The organism is Methanospirillum hungatei JF-1 (assembly GCF_000013445.1).
Classification (GTDB): Archaea; Halobacteriota; Methanomicrobia; order Methanomicrobiales; family Methanospirillaceae; genus Methanospirillum; species Methanospirillum hungatei.
Genome location: NC_007796.1, coordinates 1739241 through 1765701, shown reverse-complemented (window position 1 = coordinate 1765701; position 26461 = coordinate 1739241). Strand labels below are relative to the sequence as shown.

At 39.4% G+C, this 26461-nt stretch carries 26 protein-coding genes and 1 pseudogene; 16 read left to right on the top strand and 11 right to left on the bottom strand.

Annotated elements, in window-relative coordinates; genetic code table 11:
• Positions 1 to 2: 2 nt before the first annotated feature.
• Positions 3 to 677: a type VI secretion system tube protein Hcp gene (locus MHUN_RS08020; protein ID WP_011448531.1), complete on the bottom strand. Its 675-nt coding sequence runs from the start codon at positions 675 to 677 to the stop codon at positions 3 to 5.
• A gap of 145 nt (positions 678 to 822) precedes the next feature.
• Here MHUN_RS08020 and MHUN_RS08015 point away from each other — a divergent pair, with 145 nt between their 5' ends.
• The 7 genes from MHUN_RS08015 (at position 823) to MHUN_RS07980 (ending at position 8310) form a co-directional block, all read left to right on the top strand.
• The gene (locus MHUN_RS08015) at positions 823 to 1242 is read left to right on the top strand and encodes a MarR family winged helix-turn-helix transcriptional regulator (protein WP_011448530.1); all 420 of its coding nucleotides are present in this window, start codon (positions 823 to 825) and stop codon (positions 1240 to 1242) included.
• Positions 1243 to 1291: 49 nt separating this feature from the next.
• Positions 1292 to 3685 carry an endopeptidase La gene (gene lon, locus MHUN_RS08010; RefSeq protein WP_011448529.1) on the top strand — a complete coding sequence of 798 codons (2394 nt, stop codon included), beginning with the start codon at positions 1292 to 1294 and terminating at the stop codon, positions 3683 to 3685.
• A gap of 457 nt (positions 3686 to 4142) precedes the next feature.
• On the top strand, positions 4143 to 4559 hold the full coding sequence (locus MHUN_RS08005) for a hypothetical protein (RefSeq protein WP_143709424.1): 417 nt from the start codon (positions 4143 to 4145) through the stop codon (positions 4557 to 4559).
• A gap of 167 nt (positions 4560 to 4726) precedes the next feature.
• Positions 4727 to 5206, top strand: coding sequence for a PadR family transcriptional regulator (locus MHUN_RS08000; RefSeq protein WP_011448527.1), 480 nt, complete (start codon positions 4727 to 4729; stop codon positions 5204 to 5206).
• Between the two features lie 85 nt (positions 5207 to 5291).
• A complete protein-coding gene (locus MHUN_RS07995; RefSeq protein WP_011448526.1) occupies positions 5292 to 6278 on the top strand; it encodes a daunorubicin resistance protein DrrA family ABC transporter ATP-binding protein in 987 nt (328 codons plus the stop codon).
• Between the two features lies 1 nt (position 6279).
• Positions 6280 to 7029, top strand: a complete 750-nt coding sequence (locus MHUN_RS07990) for an ABC transporter permease (RefSeq protein WP_011448525.1) — start codon at positions 6280 to 6282, stop codon at positions 7027 to 7029.
• Between the two features lie 879 nt (positions 7030 to 7908).
• Positions 7909 to 8310: a secondary thiamine-phosphate synthase enzyme YjbQ gene (locus MHUN_RS07980; RefSeq protein ID WP_011448523.1), complete on the top strand. Its 402-nt coding sequence runs from the start codon at positions 7909 to 7911 to the stop codon at positions 8308 to 8310.
• 688 nt (positions 8311 to 8998) lie between these two features.
• Here MHUN_RS07980 and MHUN_RS07975 read toward each other — a convergent pair.
• From MHUN_RS07975 to MHUN_RS07965, 3 genes are all read right to left on the bottom strand, one after another.
• A complete protein-coding gene (locus MHUN_RS07975; protein ID WP_048067386.1) occupies positions 8999 to 9316 on the bottom strand; it encodes a hypothetical protein in 318 nt (105 codons plus the stop codon).
• A gap of 223 nt (positions 9317 to 9539) precedes the next feature.
• Positions 9540 to 10298 (bottom strand): IS701 family transposase, encoded by a 759-nt coding sequence (locus MHUN_RS07970; protein ID WP_275039215.1) that lies wholly within the window; start codon positions 10296 to 10298, stop codon positions 9540 to 9542.
• Between the two features lie 198 nt (positions 10299 to 10496).
• Positions 10497 to 12134, bottom strand: coding sequence for an IS1182-like element ISMhu1 family transposase (locus MHUN_RS07965; protein ID WP_011447217.1), 1638 nt, complete (start codon positions 12132 to 12134; stop codon positions 10497 to 10499).
• A 321-nt stretch (positions 12135 to 12455) separates the two neighbouring features.
• On the opposite strand from MHUN_RS07965, the gene MHUN_RS18690 reads away from it, so the two are divergent.
• Complete coding sequence (locus MHUN_RS18690; protein ID WP_162467390.1) at positions 12456 to 12599, top strand: hypothetical protein; 144 nt, start codon at positions 12456 to 12458, stop codon at positions 12597 to 12599.
• Here MHUN_RS18690 and MHUN_RS07960 read toward each other — a convergent pair.
• Positions 12563 to 14173: an IS1634 family transposase gene (locus MHUN_RS07960; RefSeq protein ID WP_011448522.1), complete on the bottom strand. Its 1611-nt coding sequence runs from the start codon at positions 14171 to 14173 to the stop codon at positions 12563 to 12565. The two genes, MHUN_RS18690 and MHUN_RS07960, sit on opposite strands and share 37 nt — an antisense overlap.
• A 160-nt stretch (positions 14174 to 14333) precedes the next feature.
• On the opposite strand from MHUN_RS07960, the gene MHUN_RS07955 reads away from it, so the two are divergent.
• The 3 genes from MHUN_RS07955 to MHUN_RS18680 all read left to right on the top strand — a co-directional run bounded on the left by MHUN_RS07955 (position 14334) and on the right by MHUN_RS18680 (position 15987).
• Positions 14334 to 15320 carry an IS701 family transposase gene (locus MHUN_RS07955; RefSeq protein ID WP_011448521.1) on the top strand — a complete coding sequence of 329 codons (987 nt, stop codon included), beginning with the start codon at positions 14334 to 14336 and terminating at the stop codon, positions 15318 to 15320.
• A 143-nt stretch (positions 15321 to 15463) separates the two neighbouring features.
• On the top strand, positions 15464 to 15613 hold the full coding sequence (locus tag MHUN_RS18685; RefSeq protein ID WP_204223050.1) for a hypothetical protein: 150 nt from the start codon (positions 15464 to 15466) through the stop codon (positions 15611 to 15613).
• Positions 15614 to 15756: 143 nt separating this feature from the next.
• A complete protein-coding gene (locus tag MHUN_RS18680; protein ID WP_143709420.1) occupies positions 15757 to 15987 on the top strand; it encodes a hypothetical protein in 231 nt (76 codons plus the stop codon).
• A 160-nt stretch (positions 15988 to 16147) separates the two neighbouring features.
• On the opposite strand, the pseudogene MHUN_RS19500 reads toward MHUN_RS18680, so the two are convergent.
• Positions 16148 to 16588: pseudogene (locus MHUN_RS19500) on the bottom strand (type II toxin-antitoxin system VapC family toxin).
• Entirely contained in the window at positions 16579 to 16806 is a 228-nt protein-coding gene (locus tag MHUN_RS07940) for a hypothetical protein (RefSeq protein ID WP_011448520.1), read from the bottom strand. Before MHUN_RS07940 ends, MHUN_RS19500 begins: the two are co-directional and overlap by 10 nt.
• Before the next feature lie 189 nt (positions 16807 to 16995).
• Here MHUN_RS07940 and MHUN_RS18980 point away from each other — a divergent pair, with 189 nt between their 5' ends.
• Positions 16996 to 17139 (top strand): hypothetical protein, encoded by a 144-nt coding sequence (locus MHUN_RS18980; protein WP_158498192.1) that lies wholly within the window; start codon positions 16996 to 16998, stop codon positions 17137 to 17139.
• Between the two features lie 95 nt (positions 17140 to 17234).
• Here MHUN_RS18980 and MHUN_RS20005 read toward each other — a convergent pair whose 3' ends face one another.
• From MHUN_RS20005 to MHUN_RS20000, 4 genes are all read right to left on the bottom strand, one after another.
• The gene (locus MHUN_RS20005; RefSeq protein WP_394296015.1) at positions 17235 to 17411 is read right to left on the bottom strand and encodes a HepT-like ribonuclease domain-containing protein; all 177 of its coding nucleotides are present in this window, start codon (positions 17409 to 17411) and stop codon (positions 17235 to 17237) included.
• Positions 17405 to 17581: a hypothetical protein gene (locus MHUN_RS18975; protein WP_158498191.1), complete on the bottom strand. Its 177-nt coding sequence runs from the start codon at positions 17579 to 17581 to the stop codon at positions 17405 to 17407. Before MHUN_RS18975 ends, MHUN_RS20005 begins: the two co-directional genes overlap by 7 nt.
• Before the next feature lie 116 nt (positions 17582 to 17697).
• Positions 17698 to 19218 carry an IS66-like element ISMhu3 family transposase gene (locus tag MHUN_RS07930; protein WP_011448519.1) on the bottom strand — a complete coding sequence of 507 codons (1521 nt, stop codon included), beginning with the start codon at positions 19216 to 19218 and terminating at the stop codon, positions 17698 to 17700.
• Positions 19208 to 19372: a DUF2080 family transposase-associated protein gene (locus tag MHUN_RS20000; RefSeq protein WP_011448518.1), complete on the bottom strand. Its 165-nt coding sequence runs from the start codon at positions 19370 to 19372 to the stop codon at positions 19208 to 19210. Before MHUN_RS20000 ends, MHUN_RS07930 begins: the two co-directional genes overlap by 11 nt.
• A gap of 349 nt (positions 19373 to 19721) precedes the next feature.
• On the opposite strand from MHUN_RS20000, the gene MHUN_RS18240 reads away from it, so the two are divergent.
• The 4 genes from MHUN_RS18240 to MHUN_RS07910 all read left to right on the top strand — a co-directional run bounded on the left by MHUN_RS18240 (position 19722) and on the right by MHUN_RS07910 (position 26461).
• Positions 19722 to 20707 (top strand): IS1-like element ISMhu11 family transposase gene (locus MHUN_RS18240; RefSeq protein WP_143709314.1). Its coding sequence is split into 2 segments (ribosomal slippage): positions 19722 to 20115 and positions 20115 to 20707, totalling 987 coding nucleotides; the frame shifts between segments, so codons are not numbered across the junction.
• Between the two features lie 94 nt (positions 20708 to 20801).
• On the top strand, positions 20802 to 21239 hold the full coding sequence (locus MHUN_RS07920; RefSeq protein WP_011448517.1) for an EVE domain-containing protein: 438 nt from the start codon (positions 20802 to 20804) through the stop codon (positions 21237 to 21239).
• Positions 21240 to 21275: 36 nt separating this feature from the next.
• The gene (locus tag MHUN_RS07915) at positions 21276 to 24524 is read left to right on the top strand and encodes a helicase C-terminal domain-containing protein (protein WP_011448516.1); all 3249 of its coding nucleotides are present in this window, start codon (positions 21276 to 21278) and stop codon (positions 24522 to 24524) included.
• Between the two features lie 2 nt (positions 24525 to 24526).
• Positions 24527 to 26461, top strand: coding sequence for a hypothetical protein (locus MHUN_RS07910; RefSeq protein ID WP_011448515.1), 1935 nt, complete (start codon positions 24527 to 24529; stop codon positions 26459 to 26461).

Sequence of the window (26461 nt, the reverse complement as noted above, 5' to 3'; positions counted from 1 at the left end):
TATTATTTTTGAATTCCTTCACTGCTTATCTGGGGAACATTCCATGTTACATCGCCACTGGTGAAGGTGATAGTCTCGATTGGAATCTGAGCTGCATCACCGGTGGATGAATACCCGGTAATCCGTGCATTTTTCATGACTACTGCTGCAAGAATGTTATTGGTCCCGGCAATTTCCATCCAAACGGTACTAATCTGCCCCCCGCTCTTGAATGTGTTGAAGATCGCTGGAGTTGCCGAGTCGACTTGTTTGGTTATTGTCAGGTGTTCCTCCCCGAATATCTTTTCATCTTCAGGGTTCTCACCAGCATGGAAGGCATAACTCATGACATCATTCCAGTTTTTATGACTCGCAGCGGTGCAGGTACCCTTTACTCCGGTAATAAGGATGTATGTTCCCGGAGATCCTCCCAGAATGCTCCCTCCTTTGCCATACATGGAATCCTGGGGCTGCTCCTGAAACTCTCCCTGTGGCTTTCCTTCAGGATTTTCATTGATTATCTGTCCGGGTATCATCTGGAGGTTCATAAGTTCCGGATCTATTCTCTCCTCTCCAGGTATGGGATTCATCATACCTGGTTGAGGTTCTTCCATTGGTTGCGCACAACATCCGATTACACACAAGCATCCGATAACCAGAATGAAGAGTAATTTTACTCGACTTATTCCTACCTTCATAATTCTCTACCAGGGGGATAAATGTCCAGAGTAATCAAAAAGTTTTGGTTTGTTGATCATAGGGAGCGGAGTTCATTGCTGTCTGATAGAATGGTAGTGCACAAATTTTATAGTTTGGTAAAACCTAACTAACTGGTACTGCACTATGGATGATCCTCATGAGCACCTCTTCCGGATATTTGATCACCTGATCAGGCTGAAAGCTGAATGCTCCTGTGGGATCTTCTCTGAATGCTGTCTTTCAGATATCACGATAAAGCAGATCGCCTATCTGAAGCTCATTGACGAACATAAGGATGTAACCTTTTCAGAACTTGCTGAAATTACACAAAACTCCAAACCAACGATCACCGGCATGATCCATAAACTGAGCCGGATGGATTGTGTGTACCGGGAATCCTGTCCTTATGACGGGAGGATTCAGTATATCCGGCTTACCGACAAAGGAGCAATGATTGCCCGTGCTGAAGAAAAAGCCCTGCAGAAGGTTATTGACCGGGTCATTGCTTCACTGGATGATCAGGAGATTGAGCTCCTTATCACACTCCTGAAAAAAGTCAGGTAAATTTTTTTATCAGACTGAATAGTTAGGCAAAAACAAACTAAACAAAACCATGACTACACAAGATTCTAAAATTTCACAAAATCAGCATGAGAATTATCTCCTCCCTCTCATCAACACAGTAATTTTCCCCCATACGAGGACGAAAATTCTGGTGGATGAAGAGACCGGAACAGTACTTATCAATGAGTTAAGCCGTCCTGATACTGTTCATCTGATCGGAGTGTCGGTGCATAGTGAGACTGATCCTTCCAATCTCACTGAAGAAAATCTGTATTCAATTGGAAACCTTCTTGAAGTCTCATTTATCCATAAAACAGGTGAGGGGTACCTCCTTGGGGTTCATGCCCTTGACCGGGTACGGATAGATACGGTCATTCCCAACGGTGACCGGTTGTATGCTACCTGTACGGTGATTCCGAACATTCAGGATATTGATGAACAGGGGCAGAGGGAACTACTCGATGAGATCAAGAAGACGATCTTTGATATTGGGCATGTCTTCCAGGGTTCGGACCATATAATCGGACCGGCCGGTCAGATGGAGTCTATAGATCAGCTCATGGGGTTCATCATGCCATTCTTACCAGTCCCGGTAGAAAAGAAGCAAAAGATCCTTGAGGCTGACTCGCTCCGTACCAGGTATCTCATGTTCCTTGGAATTCTTATTGATTGCAAGGAGAATATCAGTCTCCGGATTGAGATGACGAAGAAGGTATCAGAGAAGTCTGCAAGAAGTAATCGTGAGGCTATGCTTCGTGAACAGATTCGGGCGATGCAGGAAGAATTGGGAGATCTGAATGGCTCTTCACCGGAAGATGCCGGGTACCGTGACCGGGTCATGCAGTCATCAATGCCTGATGAGGTAAAGAAAAAAGCCCTAGCAGAAGTGAAAAAACTTGAGTCCAGCGGAAATCAGGGGCATGAGAGTCCGGTTATCCGAAATTACCTGGATCTCCTGCTCGATCTTCCCTGGGTAACAACAAAACCCACGGGTATTGACATCAGAGAAACCAGGCGCATATTGGAGAGGAACCATTACGGACTCGAAAAGGTCAAAGACCGTATTATTGAGCACCTTGCAGTTATGAAACTCAAGCATGACAAGCAGGGCTCCATCCTCCTCCTCGCAGGACCACCGGGGACCGGCAAGACAAGTCTTGGAAAGAGTATTGCCGATGCTCTTGGTAGAAAATATGTCCGAATAAGCCTGGGCGGTGTGAAGGATGAGGCAGAGATCCGGGGACATCGGCGAACGTATGTCGGTGCCCTTCCCGGTCGGATAATTCAGGGTATCAGGAGAGCAGGGGCGAAAAATCCAGTCTTTGTCCTTGATGAGATAGATAAATTGTCATCTTCATACTCAGGAGACCCGGCAAGTGCTCTTCTTGAGGTTTTAGATCCTGAACAGAACAGTACATTCTCCGACCATTATCTTGAAGTCCCGTATGATTTATCTGACGTATTCTTCATAGCAACGGCAAATACCCTGGCTACCATACCCGGTCCGCTTCTTGACCGGATGGAACTTATTGAGATTCCGGGGTATACAAAACTGGAGATGTTCTCCATCGGAAAAGAGCACCTCATTCCGAAATCTTTGGGTGAACACGGGCTCAGCGCCGAGGTTTTAACGGTGGATGATGATGCACTCCGCCTGGTCATAGACAAGTATACCCATGAAGCAGGTGTCCGTGGTCTGAAAAAACAGATAGACCGTATATCCAGGTATGTATCAGAGAAGATTGTCTCTGAAACATGGACCCCTCCGGTTGTGATATCATCTGATCAGATTCCGAAGATCCTGGGGAAGGAGGTGCACCGGCATGAGGTTGCAAAGAAGGCTCTGGCTCCTGGAGTCGCAACCGGTCTTGCCTGGACTCCAGTCGGGGGAGATATCCTCTTTATTGAAGGGACGTTCATGCCCGGCACCGGAAAACTTACGCTCACCGGACAACTGGGGGATGTGATGAAAGAGTCGGCAAACATCTCGATGAGCCTTATCCGCTCCAGGTTTGCCCATAGTCCTCTCCATATCGATTTCATGGCAAGTGATGTCCACATTCATGTCCCCTCCGGTGCAACTCCGAAAGACGGCCCTTCGGCGGGTGTCACCCTGTTTACTGCTCTCGTCTCTCTTTTCACCGGGAAGACGGTGGATTCCCGCCTTGCCATGACCGGTGAGGTGACTTTGAGCGGGTCAGTCTTACCGGTAGGAGGGATTCGGGAGAAGGTGCTTGCTGCTCATCGTGCCGGGATAACGAGAATTATTCTTCCAAAGGAGAATGAGCGTGATCTGGCTGATATTCCTGCGGATGTGAGGGATGAACTGACCTTTATCCTGGTTGGGACGGTTGATGAGGTGTTACACGAGGCCCTTGATATCTCTCTGCCATCACCGGTATTTCAGATGTCCGGGGATCAGCCAGTTGCTCCGTTGGTATGAACACCAGCGGACCGTTTCATTATTTTGGTTTGCCATCTGAAGGAGTGCATGGAGATGTGGTTCGATGACACCGCTCTTCTCACTCCGCAGGATCTGTGAGCTTTTACAGGAGATCCTTCTGGATCTGTCTCTTTTTTCCGACCGAGGTATAGGTCCCGGATACAATTTAATAATTGCTCATATTGTAAGTTTTTTGTGTGAGCTGACCCTAATTCAAAATTTTACCTGCTTTCCTCTGTATTAGGTATAACAACTCTCTCATAATATGAAATATCTTCTCTTCCATAACATCTATGTGGATTGCACGGTTATGAATACTGATCAATTCAGGATATTTACAGAAGGAAAATAATGGAATCAGTACATAACTATTTTTATATGTCATAGGGACTGTGATTTGTTTATGAAGAAATATTTCGGCCCCAATCAAAAGATATTTGCAATTCTGTTCATGGTAATGAGTATATTGATACTGCCGGTGAATGCAACCATTTTTGCTGAAGATGGATCAGAACTCACTATCGATGATCTGTATGAAATGGTAAACACAACAAAGCCTGCAAATAATTCAGCACCGGTAGTTTTCTTTTATGATCCCGAATGTGGTCCCTGCATTCCTGTTCATGAATATCTTGAGAAATACATATCCGACCATCCTGTTGTTAAGGTTGAAATGGTAAATCTTTCAGCCGGACCAGAATCGGAGGTAATGATGAGTGAACTATACATTCAACACAATCGAAGCATGATGAATACGCCGGTTATCTTTTTCGGTCCGGTGGGACTTGAAGGGACTGATGAGATCATCAATGGGTTTGAAATGGTCTATCGTTGGTATACTACCGAAGGCTGTAATTGTCAGTCAATAACCTAATAATTTCGTTTCTTTTTTTTGTAATCAAAGAAGAGATTTCATTTCTCCTTCCGCTTTTTTTTCTCCCTTTGTTTCTGAATACGATATATTTTTATAGTGTAACATCATATATCGTATTGTCGATATCGACTAACCGATATCTGTTATTCCGGGAGCTGGTAACACGTATGCGAGACAATCGTGAAGATATGAGGGCATTCATGAGGAAATTTCACCGTCTTGGGCACTTCAGGGGATATGGGGGGCTCAAATTACTCGTCCTCTATATATTAAGTGAAGGGCCAAAGAACGGAGCTGAACTCATGGATACGATAGACATGATGAGTCATGGTCACTGGAAACCGTCACCCGGTTCAATCTACCCACTCCTCAGTAAGGCCGTGGATGATAATCTGATAGTAAAGAGAGTAGATCGAAAATACGAACTGACAGATGCAGGATTTGAAGAGATCAGCATGTTTAAAGCAGAGGGATGGGATAAAGCAGGTTCAATTGAAAGTATTCTGACCGAGATAGACAGTAATCTTTCCTACCTGGAGGACCTTGCAGAAGAAAAACTGGCCCCATATGTCCGGATACTTGAGAGAATCGGAGTGAAAATCAACCGAATTAATGAAACGATTAAAAATTCGATGAAAGAGGCCTAAATCTCTATGTATTGATTATGAATAATCAATCAAGTCTTAAAACCTGAAATATTGCTATAAACTGTTAACATCAGGATACCATATCATGACCATTGCCATTCAGGTAACCGACCTGACAAAAACATTCTCTGATCTTACTGCGGTAAATCATATCTCCTTCGAGATAACGCAGGGAGAGATATTCGGCCTTCTTGGACCGAACGGAGCAGGAAAAACAACGACGCTCTCCATGCTTTCAACCATGCAGAAACCGACATCCGGCTTTGCAGCCGTTCAGGGAAGGGATATTCAAAAGGATGAAGATGGTGTCAGAAAAGCCATCGGGATAGTATTTCAGGATCAGAGCCTGGATGAGGAACTCACCGCAAGGGAGAACATGGATTTCCATGGCCGGCTCTATCGCCTCCCTCCTGAGATCAGGAGACAGCGGATAGATGAACTGCTCCAGCTGGTAGAACTTCATGACCGGAAGGATGATCTTGTGAAGACATTCTCCGGTGGAATGCGGAGAAGGCTTGAGATAGCCCGGGGTCTGCTCCATCATCCGTCTGTTCTCTTCCTTGATGAACCAACGCTGGGCCTCGATCCCCAGACCAGGAACCATCTCTGGAAGTATATCGCGACATTAAGTAAAGAAAAGAACATCACGATCATTCTTACCACCCATTATATGGAAGAGGCAGACCGGCTCTGCGACCGGATTGCAATCATCGATCATGGGACTATCATTGCACTTGATAGTCCGCAAAACCTGAAAGATGGAATCGGCGGAGATATTATCACCATTCAGACTCCTGATTATGACACGGTCGCACAGGTCCTGACCGGATCCTGGATAGATCAGGTAGAACTGCATAATGATGAAGTCCGGATACATCTGCACAATGCCGAGCAGCATATCAGCGATATCATCACTCTTCTCAGTCAGCATCAGATCCCGATTCACTCTGTATCGGTTCACAAACCAACGCTTGAGGATGTGTTCCTCGCCTTTACCGGGAAGACGATACGGGAGCAGGAGAGTGACAAGAAAGAGATGATGCGACGACAGTTCAAAATGAGGAGGCACTAATATGGATATCATCTATACTATCTGGCTCCGGAGCATGAAACGGTATATCCGGTCAAAAAGCCGGATTATCGGGAGTATCAGCATGCCCCTCTTCTTCCTGCTCTTCCTTGGATTTGGCCTGAATTCAGTTGTGAGTATTCCCGGGTTTGGGGAGAATTATATCCAGTTTCTCATCCCCGGTATGGTTGCCATGAGTGTCCTCTTCACATCGGTCTTTTCCGGGATTCAGATCATCTGGGACAAACAGTTTGGTTTTCTTAAAGAGACCCTTATCGCCCCGGTAACCAGGATGGAGATCATGCTTGGGCAGACGTTTGGCGGTGCAACGACAGCGGTTATTCAGGGGATTATGATCATGGTCATCTCACTCTTTCTGGGGTTACAGGTGCAGAGTGTCTCCGGTTTTCTCATCGCACTGGGGTTTATGGTGCTCATCGGGATCTCATTTACCGCCTTTGGGATAGCAATAGCTTCCAGAATGGAGGATATGACTGGTTTTCAGCTTATCATGAACTTTGTCATCTTTCCGATATTCGGTCTGTCCGGGGCCTTGTTTCCAATTAGTTCTCTACCCAACTGGCTTTTACCAATAACAACATGCGATCCCCTGACGTACGGTGTTGAGGGGATCCGGTATGGCCTTACGGGAGTCAGTCAGATAAATCCGGTTCTGTGTTTTATCGTTATCGGAGGATTTGCCTGTGCTATGACGGTGATCGGTGCTTATTTGTTCAGAAAGATCTCTATCTAAATTTGTACATTCTTCAGATAAGGCATGGATATTCTCTTATTTATCCAAAATCGGTTTTTCATGAATATGTATTGTATTCGAAGGAGGAATGAAATCGTCTCCATTCAATTGAGAATATTCCAAGACGATATGCGAGATTCGGTATCGTCTCATGAATACTGATATTATTGCATTGATTTCTGATTATCTGAAAAAAAAGGAGATCAGAATAAAATTCACCGGGGAATTTTTTCGTTTAGGAGAGTAAAAAATTTCACATAGATATCCGGATGTTTTTTCATATTCCTGAATATTTTTTGATGTACTGATTCATCACATGGAGTAAATGGGTTATTGCTGATATTCAGATCCCGGGATGTGATGATGGTCGAATCTCCTGATTTCAGACAGAATATAATAGATCTTTCATTATCGTCCGATCCGATGAGAGTTTGAGTTGGTTCTCCATGAATATCATTCCGATATCCAAGAACTTTGTTTGGTCTTTTTTCCTGCATAGTCAAAATGAGAGATATAATGTTTGCTTTAATCATAGATAATGTATTTGATTTTTTTATTTAACTCAATCATTATATGTACTGATGGGTTTTTATCAGCTGAATACGTATTGGGTGTTTCGGGTTGGAATTTTGTCAATGTCTTCCCTTGGTGGTTGTAGTTATCGCACGTTAATTCAGAGTCATAAGGATGATGAGGATATCATGGAAACATGAAAACCCACGCTATTCGAGTAATTACACGCTATTATTTCTTTTCTCTTGAAAATTTTGTAAAATGACAGGATGATGAGTAATTACATACTGTCTTATTCCTGATCGAATCAGATAATACGATGGAAGTATACATCACAGACACTGAAAGACAGATGAGGCGATATGGGTGAAGTGGATAAAAATTGACGTCAGTACCGGTTCAAGAACACAGTTCATTGATATTACCGATAGAATTTCAGAGGAAGTCCGGAGAACCGGAGTGCAGAATGGAACCTGTTTTGTATTTACCCAGCACACGACAGCAGGTCTTACCATCAACGAGAATGCAGATCCTGACGTTGTTCGTGACATACTTGCCGGTCTTGCCCGGCTGGTTCCGCCTGTCGGTGATTACCGTCACGCAGAAGGGAACTCCGATGCCCATATCAAGGCCTCCCTGATGGGTTTTTCTCTCACGATACCGGTGATAGATGGCCGGTTGGCTCTGGGGACCTGGCAGGGTATTTACTTTTGCGAGTTTGACGGCCCCCGAAACCGGCATGTTCTGGTCGGGGTAGGTGGTGAGTAGCAGAGATGTTCTTTTATCTCGTGCGATGAGAGGTAAGGTTTGGAAACAACTGGGAATTTGGAAGGAGTGCATCCCGAAAAAATTATCATTGGTAACTTCGTACCAATAACTGGTTAACCACCTCCTAATTTCATCCGGAAGAGGCTCTCTGTAATTTGTCCTTTTTGTTAAATTCGAAATGAATGGTGGTGATCTAAGAACATTATACAACTGGAAAGCTAATCCATTCTCTTATTGACCATACATGATCAATTAGACCAGCTGCCATAGCAGGTGTTCTCTGTGAAGATACTTCACTCCAGTTATCTTGAATTCGAAGTGTCCGAATAGGCCAGCACAAGTTGTAGCTATACAATGAAAAAATGTCATCGAATCATGTTCTTCTCGTTATTTAGAGAAACAAAGTGTTTTTCTGACTTCTCTAGAATTCCAATTTCTATCAGTTCCATTTTGGCGCTCAATAAATAACTCTAAAATGTCAAGTTCACTCGCGGCAGTAGGTTGATTTTTGAGTAAGGAGATAAATTTAGAGGTAACTTTCAATTTGAATGAATCTTATTTACCGAATTTTCCGATATTACAAAAGAAGTATGGATCAGAAGTGCTAAATGATTAGAAAATTAGAGAATATTGCGAAGCCGGGAGCTATGTTTGGTTGATCAGCACACACACACCTGGCTTCGATGTACTAACAGATGAGAGGTCCGTTCTTTTTCTTCATTTTCGATCTGCGAGAACTTTTTCTATTCCTATGATTTCGGATAATTATTTTAGCCGTTTTCAAAGAAGTTTTAATCTTTAATGGTATCAAGGTCTGGATTATTTTCACAGCATCATGAGGTGTTATGCTCTTCTTAACGCTGAGAAAATGTTTCTGTTCTTTTGTAATCCATAGCATTGCTAATAATACCAGAGCCATGTGATGATGCCATGCATCCCAGTTTCTTACCTGATAATCGGCCATCCCAGCAAGATCAATCGCATCTTGAAATGATCGTTCAATCAATACCTCTCACTCTGCATTCTTGCTAGTTTACTCAAGGTACAGAGAGAGGAAGCGTTGCATAATGAATATTTGACATTTGAATCATCGAGATCTTTACGTATAAGGAGCCAAACGGGGATCGGTTCATTTACATCTTTATCAATCCTCCAAACCCTGATGGCTGCAAAATTTAATTCGAGAAATCCATCAGTCGACTCTCTAATTCGTACTACTCTCCACCGATCTATTGTTTTTTTATCTCTTCCACACGAACTGGAACCGTGTTAAGGATTTTTATGAGTGATGTCTTTCTTCCTCGAATACCCTTTTTGAGAGGAATCCAATACTGAGGTTTCTCAATAATTACGCGGTCTTTCGAACCAATATTGGCAACATACGTAACTTCTATGTTCTCAATTCTGGTAAGTAACCAAGGGTGTTTTCCATAAAATCCATCCATTGCCACAAAAGAAAACTTGATCTTTGCTTCAATCGCTTGACAAATCAGTTCGTATGCTAACTCCGCTTTAGTTTTAAAGCATTGAAATTCCGGAGGTATGCCCGCTGCATCACAACGGTTACGGTCGGATGTCCAACTTTCAGGAAGGTAAAGACGGTAGTCAAGTAACAATCGAAAGCCATTCTTTACATAGGCCATAAAGACAGCAACCTGACAATTCTCAACCTTACCCAAATTCCCACAATATTGGCGATTAACACCAACCGAAAAATCTCCAGCCTTTGGGGTGGCACATTCATCGATGGCCAATGCACCATTTTTTCCAATGAGATGCCACCCATTCGTGATGATCCAATCTATGAGTCTTTGATGATCCCAAGGAGATTGAGAGAGAAAATGACTGAAGGATTGATTATTTACAATGCTACAATTGTCCGAAATTGCTGATAAATGACACCTTGATGGGTTAATTAAAAGGCCTTTAACATACTCCAAGGCGGTGGCCCATCTGTTATGAGTTTTTGTAGAAAAGCAGTTTTGCAGGGACGCTAATTCAAATAACTGTACAATTAAGGCAATATGGTTTTCTATGGCCTTACTGAGGGTTTCAATCTCTTTGTCTGAGCGTGATTGAGCACAGTAAATATATTGTTCTTCTTTATATAAAGATCAATCTATATAAATCGGAATGAGTCTTTTCGAACTTGACATTTTAGATCTACTATCGAGGGTGTTGCATGACTAAAATTTGGAAAATTTTTGGTAAGTACTTTTTCTTATCAACATCTTTAGAAAATTGTCTCCGATCATTCTGCCCAAAGATGATAATGCATCGGACAATATTGAATAAGGTATTCTAATACCCACTCCCTTATTACAGATAATATGCCGCTTCTTTTGCAGGATCAGTTCTCTGAATTTCTTCAACTCCCCTCTTGAACAGACCTTCCGAAGATTCTGTGTTAAACAAATCAAACTCCATTCATCCTGACAATGTGATATTCCCCTTCTCTGCAATTTTCTTAAATTGCGATTTTCTTTAATCCATCCAAATGCGGGTTCAACAATCGTTTTTCGTTGTGAATATGTCTTTTTGGCACCATACGGAGTCATTGTCACTTCCATAATCCCTTTAGCAATAGAAGCGGGTGTTGGAATATTATCATCTTGAATGAGATTTCTCGTACACCAATCACCAATAGATGCTAACGTTGGAATACTGCAAATGCCATCAAAAAGTTGATCGGAAATTCGTTCAAGTTCAAGTAAACTTCTCTCGAGGCCTCTAATACTGAAAATATCTGGTTCATGGCATGTAGAACAGAGAAATCCAATATCCTGCTGTTTCATATACAGATAGTTTTCATAGCTCCAATAACCAGCATCAGTAAGTAAATTAAGATATTCAAGCGATAAGCCGGTTAATTGAGCAATTTCCTCTAATCTTTCATAACATGGTTGAAGTAATCTGTAATCAACGGGTGAATTACTTAAAAACGGAACCAGAATATAGCCATCCTGGTTTACAATTATCTGGCCATTATATCCTTGAATACAACCAGGCCCACTTTTCATTATTGAACTATCAGGATCTGTAGTGTTTGCAAGACTTTGTTCATCAGGGTTTTTTGCAGGCTTTTTAGGTTTTCTACCTCGTTTCCTTTTTCCAGACTCTCTCTCCTCTTCCTCCCTTTGGGCAATCTTCTCTTCCTTTTTTTGGGATTTCTCCTTATGTTCAGCCTCAAGTCGTTCTTTTGCTTGAATGAATCGTTTTATCCTTTTTGAGTGAGTCTTAAAATCATCGGGAACCTCGTTACCTGATTTATCCGGGCCATAAAGACGATCCTCGACATCATCTTTTTCTTGGACTTCCTTTAGATATTTTTGAATTTCTCCCTCAATCTTTTCATATGGCATGTTCGATCCAAGTGAAGCATTCGCCTTTAGTTTTGTTCCATCCAAGGCGAGAAGGACGTTATTGATTAATCCTGCTTCATTAAGGAGAGTCAATACTGGAATGAAAAGTTGTCCAATAAAAGAACTGTTTTTCTTGATAAATCGCGAGATTGTGGAATGGTCTGGGAGAGAATTGCGGGTTACTATTCTAAATCCTACATCGTATCTGCATTTATTCTCTATTTGACGGCTTGAACGAACTCCATTAAAATATGAGTAAATGATCAAACCAGTCATTATTTCTGGATGATAAAATGCCGCACCTTGGCCGTCTTCCCGGTATTCCTTATATAATGGGGATAGGTCGAGAATTGAGATTAAATCAATTAATATATGACAGAAATCATCACTCGGAACCCAGTCTCTAATATCCTCAGGGAGAAGGTAAAGTTGTTCAAAATCCCGACCTATCGTATTATACATTGAGTATATGTTGGACGTACTAAGGTAAAGTACTTTTGATTGACCTTAGTTAAAAAATTATGGGGGGATCTGAGTTGTGCAACACCCTCTAATATATGACAGAAATCATCACTCGGAACCCAGTCTCTAATATCCTCAGGGAGAAGGTAAAGTTGTTCAAAATCCCGACCTATCGTATTATACATTGAGTATATGTTGGACGTACTAAGGTAAAGTACTTTTGATTGACCTTAGTTAAAAAATTATGGGGGGATCTGAGTTGTGCAACACCCTCTATCGTGGTTTATATTTTTAAATGCACATGCGGAGGAGGAGATAAGTATGGTAACTGAAGGCAAACCCGCTGTTCAAAAGACACTCCATTCTCTTCAGATGATGAGTCTTGATGAAGAGACCCGGCGACTCTATGAACCTACATTCCCGTCGACTCATAACGAGGCAGGCGGTGCCACCCCTAGATCATAATACAACTGTTCTTGCTTTTCAACGATCTCTCCCACTTTAAGTGATCTACCTGGCTGTTCGAAACATTCGATTACATCCAATTTATCCAATAGACCCGGGATTGTGTAGGATTTAAAAAGCGCTTTCTCCTGCATCTGTTTTTTGATATAAGAAAGATAGATCAGGGCGACGAACTGGATAAACAACTTCCCGTCAAGACTCTGCTCTGAAGAAACCAGATTTCGACGCATATTCAAGCGTTCCTTGAGATTACCAAAGGCCTTCTCAACAACATCTTTATTGCGGTAAAGTTCAAGGGCAGTAATAGCATCCATCTTTTCATTAGTGATTAAGGCAAAGAAGCCATAATTTCTTTTTGCAGCGTTAACATTCTCTTCAATAACCGTGACATGGGTTCCTCTCTTTGGTGTTGTCTTATACGTGAAATATTGCTGGTATAACTTTTCATGTTGTGGAATGCGTTCACCTGATTCTAATTCCTGTTTTAATGCGATTAATCTACGATCAAAGTCTTTTTCGTCATCAGCTGCCTGATCGATATTATAATAAAAATGAATGTATATTCGACGCGATTCCTTGAGTTTATCTCCTTTATAAGGGCGATTTTGCGTGTAATTCCAATTAGTTCGAACGGTTCGATAATAAATGGCATAATTCTCATTATAATGTTCGAAATCGCGAAAGGTATCGTAAACCTCATCCAATTCGTTCTGAATAAAATTCAACGACATCTTAGCAGACATAAGGAACTTAATATGGTTCTGGAATAGGGAATTGATGTTATATTCACTAAAAAAACCTCTATCCATGATCAGTTTAACCTTCGAATAACCGAGAATATCCAGTTCCTCCAGAAATCGCCGGATTGTTTTTGAGTCTGGGATATTACCCGCTAGTTTTCGGTAGTAGAAAGGTAGGTTAGAATCTTTCCCGAAAACAAGAGCTAACTTCAATTGAGGGAGCTTATCGTGCTCTTTATTATGTCCATATTGTACTTGTCTTAGGATATCAGAGTAACTTGATAAGGTCGTGGTGTCATACGCCCAGAATTCCTGCTCTATTCTTCTTTTTCCTTGAAGAGTAAAAAAACGCTGTTTACTTTCTTCATTAATGCTGGCGAAAAGCTCACTGCTGCGCTGCGAAGTAATATTATTGCCATACGGATGTTTGTGGAGCGATCCCCATTTCTCAAAGCGATATAATGGGGTGCTATCTTCGAGTATCAAATAATATGCAAGAGACAAGATCTGCTTATATTCGTCAGGGAAACACTGTTTGAGGTCTTGTGTAATCCCCAATTTTTCACCAATTGCATCCAGCAGATATGTTGCTCCATAAAAAGAACGATGTGCGCTATTGATAACTGTTTTACCGCGTGTTTCGGCTTCCTTTTCTTTTGCCTTTTTCTTGTTTCTTCCGTCTGTTGGAACGATTTTTCCTGTTTCATTATCGTATCTTCCTATTAAGGTACGTCGGGCACGTGACTGTTTCTTTTCCTTGTCCCAGAATGATATCGATTGATATGCGTACGTGATCCCGGATCGCTTATCCGTTTGGTATACAATTGTCGCCATGCTGATCTTGGCCTCGTTATGTATGGCATTAAACGCATAACGAGATAAAGGTGTCGCTAGATAATTTAAAGAAAATTCTAGAATTCAAAGAAAATAGGAGTTACGCAGTTAAATTTTATTATAGAAAGATCTATATATATTGACGACGCCTATAATATACGTGCCTATAACGAAGCAGCCTTCAGATGTAGATTATATCAATTACCTCATCGCAGCTCGATGCGACGTTTCTTGTATAAAAGTCACTGATTGTTATTCGACGTCTGAATTCTCGAAATCACATGATACCTTCAATCGATTCCTAACAAGACAGTCTCTAACTCCTGAGACGTTGTGGGCTGAAGTTGAGGCATATGTTGACAGAAAAAGGGGCTGGTTGGTTCTGGATGACACTATTCTAGATAAAAAACATTCCAAAAAAATCGAATGTACATATTACCAGTGGAGTGGAAAAGAGCACAAAGTAATCAAAGGAATAGGATTGATTACCTTAATTTGGACAGATGGAATCACTTCATTTCCAATTGATTATCGAATTTATGATAAGGATGTTGATGATAAGACCAAAAATGATCATCTCCAAGAAATGGCCTTGACAGCTTTCAAGAGAGGATTTACTCCTGCCTTTGTCATGTTTGATAGTTGGTATTCCGGAAATGAAAATTTGAAGTTGATTAACCGTCTTGGATGGTTTTATTTCACACGAGTTAAGAAAAATCGTATGGTCAATCCCGATGCCCAAGGTAATGTTCAAGTGTCATCATTAAATATACCAGAGGAGGGATTAGAAGTCCATTTAAAGAAATATGGATTTATTCGTCTTTTTCACTCACTAAATCGTAAAGGTGTAAGTAGATATTGGGCAACCAATTTTTTGCCGATGAATAATGAAGATAGGCTGGTTTTACAATCTATTTGCTGGACAATCGAGAATTATCATAGGGCTATCAAAGAACTATGTGGTGTCAAAAAATGCCAAGCTAGAAAGGGAATTATCCAACGAAATCATATTAATTGCTCACTTCGGGCATATTTACGATTCGAAGTCAATAAATTTTTGAATAGTGTTACTCCGTACGATGCTCAATGGCAAATCATAAAAGTTGGAATTTCAGAATATATTCAGAACCCAAAATATGCGCTATAAATTTTTTTAGAGGTTGTTCTGCGTAACTCCTAGAAAATATGAGGATTTATCGTTATGTCTCCTCGGGAATCCAGGCTATGAAGCAAGAGAGATGTTTTTTCCTGATCAGGTGACAAGAATGCAGGAAGCAAAAAGAGGAAGGAATGGAAGAAGGGAGGGAACAGGAGAGAGAAACTGTTGCTAAAAACCTACTTTCTCTGGGTATGGATACTGAGTTCGTGATAAAAGCTACCGGTTTTGATAAATCGGATATCGAGAAACTGAAAACAACCCTCCATATTCCATCCGTATAACTGATTACTCTTCTCCTTTCCATTTTTCTCCAGGCAATTAATCGGGATATTTACAGGTGATCCCCGATCATAATTTCATGAGGGTTTTCCCTCAGTTCTCTTACCACCAATGAGATCAGTCAGTGTAAACCAGATTTCAGTGTGTGCTCCGGATCCCGACGATAGATAATCAATTATTCTTGAAGGGAACGGCTCAACACAAGGCATTGAGATGGCGACCGCAGGGGCTGAAGGGAAGGGATCTGCTCCGGACCGGCTTATTCCCATGCTACATGAGTGCTGGAAACCCCCGGGTTTTTGATTCGGTGACGGTAGCAGAACAGAGTAAGGGTTCAGTCGAAGCAATATTTCGGAACACCCGATGTGGAAGGTGAAGAACTAGTACAGAATTTTCGGAAATGAACTGTCGTTTCCATTCCGGGCGGATATTCCGGAGTGAAAGATATGAACGGTGAAAAGCCGGATACCATTCTCATTGAGGATTCACTCCCTAAAATGAACCGGTTTTTCATAGAATTCGATGAGTTGCTTCTTTCATAGTTCAGATAAAATAACTACCTGAAAAGAATCAATCTTCCGTAACCGTTTATCGTTGGTAATAAAAGAAGAACAATTTTGGTTTCGGGCAGAAGCAAGATGAATTGCATCAGGCAAAAGGATAGTATCCGATGATGCCCGAATCTTTGCAGCATCAATAAGGATCTGTCGATCAATAGTGCAGATAGTGAGAACATCTGATGGTCTTCATAGTTCTTCATATAACTGTTGAATTTCTTTTTTATTTTCTTTCATTGGTTTTATGAGAACTTCTGCGAGGGTTAGTTCACTTGTTACCGCACTGTATGTACCCTCATCAAAAAGACGAAAAAGTGAGGTGAGTATTGACTGGTATTCCGGGTAGCCTTCTATTGCGTAAATAAAAATATTGGTGTCCAGATAAATCCGGGATCCAGAAATAGTGTTGCTCAATCCCATAAAATTCGCTCATTTCGAATAAAATCATCCACTTCATCGACAGATTTATAACACCCCTTCCCTTTCCCAATAAACGATGTAAGTCCTTTTTTTGGTTTCTGATCAGGGGCCTCCAAAATAATTACATCAGCAAGAGATCCCGGTTTTAAATCAGGAACATGAAGTGAAATAGTTCCATCCTGCCCGATTGTCACTCGCTGTCTGACTGCATGAAGCATACGATTACCTATGTGAGAAATAGTTATAATCTATATCATAATAGGTCTTCCCATAGTATCGCTTCGTTACCGATTTTCGTATTTTCCCACCTATGAGTCCTGTCCGCTCAGGTTTAGATTTCAGTGTGTGCTCCGGATCCCGACGATAGATAATCAATTATTCTTGAAGGGACGGCTCATTACAAGTCATTGAGATGGCGACCGCAGGGGCTGAAGGGAAGGGACCTGCTCCGGACCGGATTATCTCCATGCTGCATGAGTGCTGGAAACCCCCGGGTTTTTGGTTCGGTGACGGTAGCAGAACAGGGTGAGGTATCGTCGGAAGAGATATGATTAATACCTCTCACCAAAGCCTCATTAATACATGAGATTGTAATATTTATGAGTTCCATCAGAACGTAAAGACGCCAATACTCACCCGCCAGTATTCATGCCTCTTCTGCTTGTTCAGTAAGAATGGACTCAACAACATTTTTCAAGGGATGAATTTTGCTTACGATAATATTCCAGAGGATTGAAGGTTTTATATTAAAATATGAATGAGCAATAATATCCCTTAAACCAGCGATCTTTCGCCATTCTATATCCGGATATGAGTCTAGAATATCAGAAGGGATATGTTTGACTGACTCACCGATAATGAGTAAATTATGACTGTTGCATCCCGTGTCCGTTTATCATCAAGAAATGATTCATACGTGAGATCCTTTACATAGGATTCGATATCAACGCATGCATGAAAAATATCTTCCACAAAAAGAATCCAGTCTTTCATGCAAATACTGTTTCCCGCATGATTCTATCTTTTAACCGGGTTTTTATGCTATCTTCAATGACAAGATCCACTTTTTTATTGAATGAGTCCTCAAGATAAAATGTAACTACTCAACTTTAGGAAGTTGAACAATTGCCATTCTCGACAGGTGCTTCAAATCCTAACTTTCTTCCCACCAATTGCATGAAATTCTCCTTTTGTTTCTTCGAAGTTTCGTAAATACTAAGCAAGACTCCAAATACTTCAGCTCCGAGCCATGTTCTTCTCCCCCCACTAATTTTTCGATGAAGTACCCCCTGACGTATGGCACGTTCCGCATCATTATTATGCCCTGGAACATCCTCATGGACCATGAAAGTAAGTAACATATCTTGCCGTTTTCGAAGTTCTTTGAAAATACGAATAACATCTGGATCTACCCATTTTCGTTCAAGCAAGCCCGTAAGCTCAGCCTGAAATTTATCACGTGCATTTTTCCGTTCATCCAAAGATGGTGGAGGATCATTTTCAGTATATTCTACCGCTTTTTTTAGAATCGAACGAACTCCATCAACAAATTCAAGAAATTTTTCTGGAGGTCTGCCTTTTCTTAGTATTTTGACTGGTTGAGAGGTCAATAAACTTCGCGGTTCAATTTTGTGCTTTATTTCTGCTCTTTCCAACCATCGATTCACATGAAGAAGATCTAACTGATGCCCTGAACACATTATGACATCATATGGTTTCCATGCATCTCTTCCTAAAACGCCATTAAATCCTTTTAAAACTTCTTCGGGAACCGAATGTCCTCGAGTTGATGCCACTTTGTAATATGAGCCAATTGTCGAAGTGAATACCCACAACCATCCATTTTCTCCATTCACTCTGAAACTGGTTTCATCTGCATTGATATTGTTCTCCTGAATTATCTTTTCTTTGAGTTTTTCGTAATCTTCTTTGAGAGTATCTGCAACCCACCTTTCCAGTTTCAGAATGGTAGCTTCACTCATTTGAATATCGTATGTTTCTAAGAGGCTGGATTGGATTTTCCTTATAGTCAATCCTAACATTCTATGATAAGCAATCCAAGAGGCTACAGCAGGTCCGAATTGCTGGTTTGGCGGTAAGGGCAACTCTCCACGTACTAATTTCTTGCAAGTTGAACACCAATACCTCGGATAATGGATTTCGTAAACGATGTGCCTTGGAAATGGAATATCCGTAATGGTGCGTGTTTGTTCCGCCCCGTTGACTGGTTCATTCAAATGCGTTCCACATTCAGGACATGAATCCAAGGGGATATTCATCGATGGTGAATTTGAAGCGGGTCTTTTCCTTCCATTTCCTTCATGCCCTGGTTGACCTCCACTTTTCCTATTTTCTTCACACTGCCTCTTCCGGCGATAAAAGGTCTTTGAACTCGGAACTCCTCCTGCTTTAGCTGTTTTACTTGATGCTGAAAGAAAAGGTGCAGAACTCAATATTTTTGCAATTTCTTTTTTGAGTTTTTTATTTTCCTTTTTCAGTTCATTTTTTTGGTTTTCTGCTAAAATTCTGCGTTTACGTTCAATTTTAAGTTCTTTCTTTAATTGATGGATATTACGCCGTAAATCGTCTATAGATTCATCACTGATTTCGGAAGTCCTATTATTCGTCATTATCCAGAATAACCAAATAAACCGTTTTACCCAAATGTTCCTTGGGACAATCTACTTTCGCACTTGTTCCAAAGGGTTTGACTTCTCGTTTATAAAATCCACAAATGTTGTTTACCTTCAGTTCTGTAGCAACATTGAATGGAACAGTTCTCATTAGATATCTATTAGATATCTATGGTATTTAATACTTACTAAATTCCCTTGATTTTTTATCAGAAAAAAGATGACAAACAAATATATTATGGGGGAATAATCCTATAGAAGTAGATTTCTCTATTTTTGATTACTTTCTAAAACCTGAATTGTTACGGTTTTTATAAAACCTGTATATGATAAAGAAGAATGGCCAAAAAGAAGGAATTCAGGATATAATCGGTTTTCTTAATTAAATCATTGCTAATTACTCGGTAGTGCCCTGTTAGCAAGCTGGTAATACTAAGTGCAAATAAAGTATTAAATTTTATGTACTAAAAATTAATATAAGTTTAGATATAATTATTTTCATGGTTGGAAAACGTGGTCCTATATTGATTACGTGTCAAAATCCGGATTGTACTTATTTTCAAATTGAAGATGGAAAGAATATTACTAAAAATGGGCATAATTCTGCAGGCAATCAACAGTACTATTGCCATCACTGTCGACGTTTTTTTATTGAAACTAAAAATACTCCTCTGTATGATTCTCGTTTACCACGAACTGCTGTTCTCATAATTGCGAAACACTCGACTGAAAAAACTTCAATTCGAGGAGTATCTCGAGTTACCGGACACCATCGCGACACTATATCTCGATATTATCACTTAATCGGTGAACATGCTGAAAAACTCAACGATTATTTTATTCATGACATTTCCGCGGGGGATTGTGAGATGGATGAAATTTGGGAGTTTGTTCAAAAAAAAACAAGAATCTCCTAACAACTGACTCTGAAGAATTAGGTGATTGTTGGTCCTATACTTGTTTTAAAAGGGATTCTGGATTATTTTTAGCATTTGAATCTGGAAAAAGAAATATTGATACTTGTGCAGATATGTTAGTTCGATTTTTTAACCGAATGGAACTTCCAACGCCAGAAAACAAAATATCGATTTTTACTGATGGAAACGTCCAATATAGCATTTGTTTACCTGAATTATATTGTGAGCCATGCTTGGATTATGGTCAGGTGATCAAAGTAAAAGAGAAGAATAAACTTGTTTATGTCATTCGAGAGAAAATTATGGGAAATCCAGATAGTAAAGCAATCTCTACCTCAGTCATTGAGGGCTACAATAATAAAATCAGACAACGATTGAGCCGTTTTGGAAGGAAAACTGCCTCTTTTTCAAAAAAACTCAATAGATTCATTTCAGCGCTAAATATCTTTCAATTTGTGCATAATTTTATCGAAGTAAAAAGTAGTCACAAGTCTCCAGCAATGTTAGAAAGTATTACTGATCATCTTTGGAATTGGAGTGAGTTTTTAAACTACCATGTTCAGTTCTAAAGGAGGCCAGTACCAATTACTCAATAGTTTAATAGTACTATTATTGTAAACGTATTTCGATAATCATTTAATGAACAAAGTGTAAGGATAGTATATGTCCTATTGGATCGCTTCATCGAACCGACCAAATTGGGAAATCATTCGGAATAATGATATTTGGGGTGTGCCGAAGCGAAATAAAAGTCTTCTAACTCGGGTAGCACCAGGAGATAAAATCCTTATTTACGTTCGGGCAGAACAGCATGGAAATACACTTCTCCCCTCTGCAATCACAGGGGCATTCCAAGTGGAGAAATGTTTTGAAGATCAGAGTAGGCTCTTCATCCCCCCTCCACAGATGGGTGATGAAATCTTTCCATATCGATTTCAACTGAAACCGGTGAATATTTTTAAAGAACCTGTTGAATTCAAACCTCTTATTAATGACCTCAAGTTTATCACGAATAAAACAATGTGGTCCGGTCATTTGCGAGTAGCAATGCGTGAGATCCCGGAAGAGGATTTCTTATTAATCATGAATAAGAGTAAATAACCTTTTTATCCGTTTAATAAAAAATTAGAGAGAAAAATGACGACAATTGATTCTCAAAAAGCCTTTGTAAGCGATCTGCTACAATATATCATCGCTCGTTGCTCAGGTTCACATGATTTAGACACAGAAATTAACGTTAGGCCTAGTAATCGTTTTTTTATTGGCTCACTAGCACCCAAAAAACCTCAAATAGAAGACATTGATGAGGTCAAAATTGAGAAAGAAAACATCATACGTGCCCAGATGCATAAAATCGTCTTCCCAGTAGAAACATCTAGTTTATCAAAAAAATCTTCAATTAAGATCAATGGAAATGGATATGTCTATTATTTAAGATCGCCTTCTTCGACGAATGAGGAAGTAATAGATAAACCTAAATCTTCTGATAATGAATTAATCGGACGAAATTGGAAAAGGGAATCATTTTCTTTTGAATTTACTCTTGAATATCCGTTAAAGGGAAAATATTGTATACCATTTGATACTGTAGTCGAGAAAATTAATTCAGATCCCTTATGTGAAAAAAAGATACCACTTGATTTATGGAATGCTTCAATTGAGGTATATCAATCATCATATGATGATACTTCTTCTCTTATTTCCATCGAGGCATTAAATAATAGTATTGATCCAATTCCCCAACAACCCTATGAAAGAACATTATTCAATTTTGTTATGAATGTTTCTCTGGAAAATATTCACGTTTTGGAATTTTCTGATGAATATGAATATGAAGGGAATAATCAAAAGTATTTCTATTCATTTCGTCCAATAAACTGTCAGGTTGAATGGAGAGAACCAGGTATTTCATTTAAAACTACTCATTATGGACTATTTGAGCAACCAAATATTCGACCAAAAAATTCATTGGAAAATAGTATTCTCAGTTTTAACAAGTTAAGAAGTAAAACTGAATCAATAACAGAATTGCACAAGTTACTTATAGCATTCAGGAAACTAGAAACGGATTTTGACGAAGAACTAAATACGCTACCACAGAAGGGATTTCTCATAAGAGAGGGGAAGAGACAACGTTCAGTATCTGAAAAAAGAGACCAAATTATTCAATTTAAACAGGTGTTAAAGGAACTGAGTAATGGGATAAATTTATTGGAAAACAATCAGGACGTTTTATCTGCCTTCAATTTAATGAATGAAACCTTTTACCAGACATACCTACAACAAAACAATCCCAATGGTGAATGGCGTCTATTTCAGATTGTTTTCATCATCTCTTTGTTGAGTTCAATAGTAAAACGAGAGAATTTAGATACGGTTCATGTACTTCATGTGGATACTGGGGGAGGAAAATCCGAAGCATATTTTGCTGTAATAACCTTCGCACTATTTTACAATAGGATGAAAGGATATAATAGAGGAGTACATTCAATCGTCAAATTTCCTTTGAGGATGCTATCAATTCAACAATTAGAACGTCTTGCGACAATTGTAGTTAACGCTGACGATATCCGAAAGAATAATTTGCTCCCTCAAGGAGAACCTTTTTCATTAGGCTATTACATTGGTAATTCAGAAGAGTTTCCTTCTAAATATGCTGAAATTAGATCTCAATTGTATCATAGGGGAAAAGTCATTGAACCTGCTCCATCTTCTCTCATCCTTCCAAAATGTCCTTTTTGTAGGGAGAAAGAAGAAGGAATTGTATCTTTACATGATGATGAAATTCATAAAAGAATAGTCCATCGATGTAATTCATGTAATCGTGAATTTTTCATTTATTATTCAGACAGAGAAATATTCAGATGGCGTCCATCGGTCATTGTATCTACAGTGGATAAGTGGGCAGGTTTATCATCACAAAGAAGGGCAAGAAATTTGCTTGGGGGATCTGGATCACAATGCCCATATAAACATGGATTCATACCTTCAGGAGATTACTGCGAAGACAATAAAGAGGAAGCCTATTCGTGTAAAAAAATTGGGGGAGATGAGGAGGGTCATGACGGGCCAATTTTATCGATACAAGATGAGATGCATTTATTAAAAGAAGGGTTTGGGACCATTTCATCTCATTTTGAAAGTCTTATTGAATATATTGTGAATAAGACTTCCAACCATAAAATTAAGCATATTGCAATGAGTGCTACATTAAACGGCACTAAAACTCAAATTCATGAATTATACAATAAAAACACGATTATTATCCCAGGAACTTCTCCAGAAGGAATAGGATCAAGTAAAGACTTCTTCTTTGAAAAATTAAATGGACCAAAACGTATTATTTGTGGATTAAAGCCAAATATGCAGGATAACCACACTGCAACCCTTCGTACTCTATTATATTATGCTGAATTTATCATTGAGGCACAATTGACTCTTCTTAAAAACCCAGATGAATTCACAAAAAAATATGGATGTAAGACACCTCAAGAAGCTCAAGATATCATTACCCAATTTATTGTTCCAGTAACCTATCATTTAAAAAAGCAGGATGTTCAAGATATGTCTCGATTTAGAGATTATATCATCAATGGTGAGCTTTCGCAAAGGTACCCGGGTTCAGTCATAGGTAAAGTTTTAACTGGAGACTCTAAACTCGAAGAATTAAAAGTCGCAATGAATGAGGTTCGTGATTATATTAAAAATTACAATCCTGAAAAAGTTCTTTCTGAAACTTTAACTATTGATCCCCTATATGCTACTTCTGTGATATCTCATGGAGTGGATCTTGAGGAACTCAATTTCATGGTATTTCAAGGGATCCCCTATTCGACCTCTGAATACATCCAGGCCCTATCCCGAGTTGGTAGGAAAAAATTGGGTCTAATAATTGTTTGGTTTTATCCAACTCGAGTGAGAGATGATAGTTTCTATCGGAATTTTTATCGATATCATGATACCTTGGACCACCAGGTCAAACCGGTCCCAATAACTCGTTCTGCCCGACTAGGATATTACCAAACCTTGAATTCAATTTTTTGTGCTCTAATAATCAATCACATCTCGAACATTCGAGGAGAACCACTTTACAGAAAAAAACATATTAAATCCTTAAAAGAAGTAGAGATTAAAGAAATTATTAATGGGATTCAAGAGATTTATGGAGGACAAAATGAAATTGACATCGAGAGGGAAGTCAAAGAGAGAATCAGTTTTATCGTTGAAGATACTGTTTTTTCAGATAATACCTTTTTCCCTAATATTCTCTCACATAATAGCGGCGATTCGTATTATCGAAATCAAACCGGTATGAGAGGTATTCAAAAACAATTGATTTTGCAATTGAAGCCTGACGATGAGCAATACATTAACCAAATTCAATAATCATGATTCCAATTATTACCCACCAAATTCAGGAAAATAGTGCATTTTTTCAAGGAAACCCAGAACAATTCTTTTCAAAAGGAATACGAAGTTATCTTATCGAGAGATTATGGAACGACGATGAAGCTCTGAATGGAATAAATATTGAAAAGTTTCGAAGAACATTTGTAAAAACCATTAACACACTTATTTCAAGGCGAAATCAGGGAGCGGGCGGTACATTACCGCTCCTTCAACCCTTTGACCTCAATTTTAAATCCTTAAAATTTATTGACGATAAAAATTCTGAAGGAAAATCAGGCATTTTTACCGTTTTTCCCAATGCTGCTATGTGTCCAGTATGTAATCATTATTTTGTCATAAGTAAAGGGAAAAAATGCGGTCACGATTCATCTAAAAAACCAAGACAAGTTACTTTTATCGCAGTTTGTGATGAATGCGGATTATTTGTTCCATTGCATCGTGCATCGAATTTACTCTCTAATTGTCCTGGTTGTAATGAGGAAAATGGATTATCAATTTTAAATTGGCGAGATAGAAATGATTTTGCCACATATTCTATAAAATGCCACAAATGTGGGCATGTAGAAAACCTGATCATCTACTTTTGTAATCATAAAAAATTCCAATCTGATGATATACCACTTAGTTTAAACCCTCCTCGAAAATATCGAATTACTTCAGCAAAAGCTGGAGCCGTCTTGCATCCCTATATTATTGTCATTCCGGATATTCCGCAAGAAGGAGAATTAGACCGTAATGGTAGAAGAAATACCGATGCAAGGGTATTAGCTGAAGCAATTAATGAAATTTTTGGACCCTCATATGATGAATCGGTATTATATTTGCCTGAATTTAGAAGTTCATTAGAGAATAATACTCAATTTTGGGCTCTTGATAAAATTGATGAATTATCTGAAATGCTTGGCCTTGATTGTACCAATTACCTATCTTGGTCTCAAGAACAATTTTTAAAAATAATTAAAACTCTTTTAAAGGTTGGGTATAATCATATTAAAGAAAGTCCAAATCCGGATAAAATTAAAACTAGGTTTGGATTATACCAGATCCAAGACGTATTAGAGACAGTAAAAGCAATCGATTATAGTGAAAAAGATTTGCAGGGAGATTTCTTAAATAGCTCTTCACCTACGAGAATTCCGGGTTCATCATCTCCAGTTATTCGAAATGCTCCATTATCTTTTAATGAAAATTATGACGATTGGATTAAAAGCCAAGGTTTAATCGGAATTCGACATATATCAAATATTAATCTTGTCCAAGCTATGCTTGGGAATGTTGCAGGATCAACTCGTCGAGATCCTATTATATTTTCTCCTATCTATGAAGGAAAACGGAAAACCCCGACAGTATATGTAAGACAATATCAAACAGAGGGAATTTTGTTCCAATTAGATCATGAAAAACTCATTAATTGGATTTTAGATAACCAAAGTACCATAAAAGCGAATATTAATCTTTCGAATATTCGAAACAAAGATGAAATCACTTATAGAAAACTTGTTCGAGAAGACCCCCATGTAAGAATCCACATCGAGACACTACTACACACATATTGTCATTTACTTATTCAACAGTCATCCATTTTTACCGGACTTGACAATCAAAGTCTTTCTGAGATAATATATCCAATACAAGGCTCATTTTTTATCTATTCTACAAATGCGATAAATATTGGTGGATTGGAATTTACCTACGACAATTATCTCTCCGATTGGTTTTCGAAAGTGTTCGAATTTGCATATGATTGCCCTCAAGATCCAGGATGTTTGTACGATGAAGGAGGTGCCTGTATAGCATGTTCATACCTTCCCGAATTTGTATGCGAAAGATTTAATCACAACTTGGACCGAGCAACATTAAGAGGTAGGAAAGAAGGAACAAAGTGGCCATCATATCAGGGATATATAAGGTAA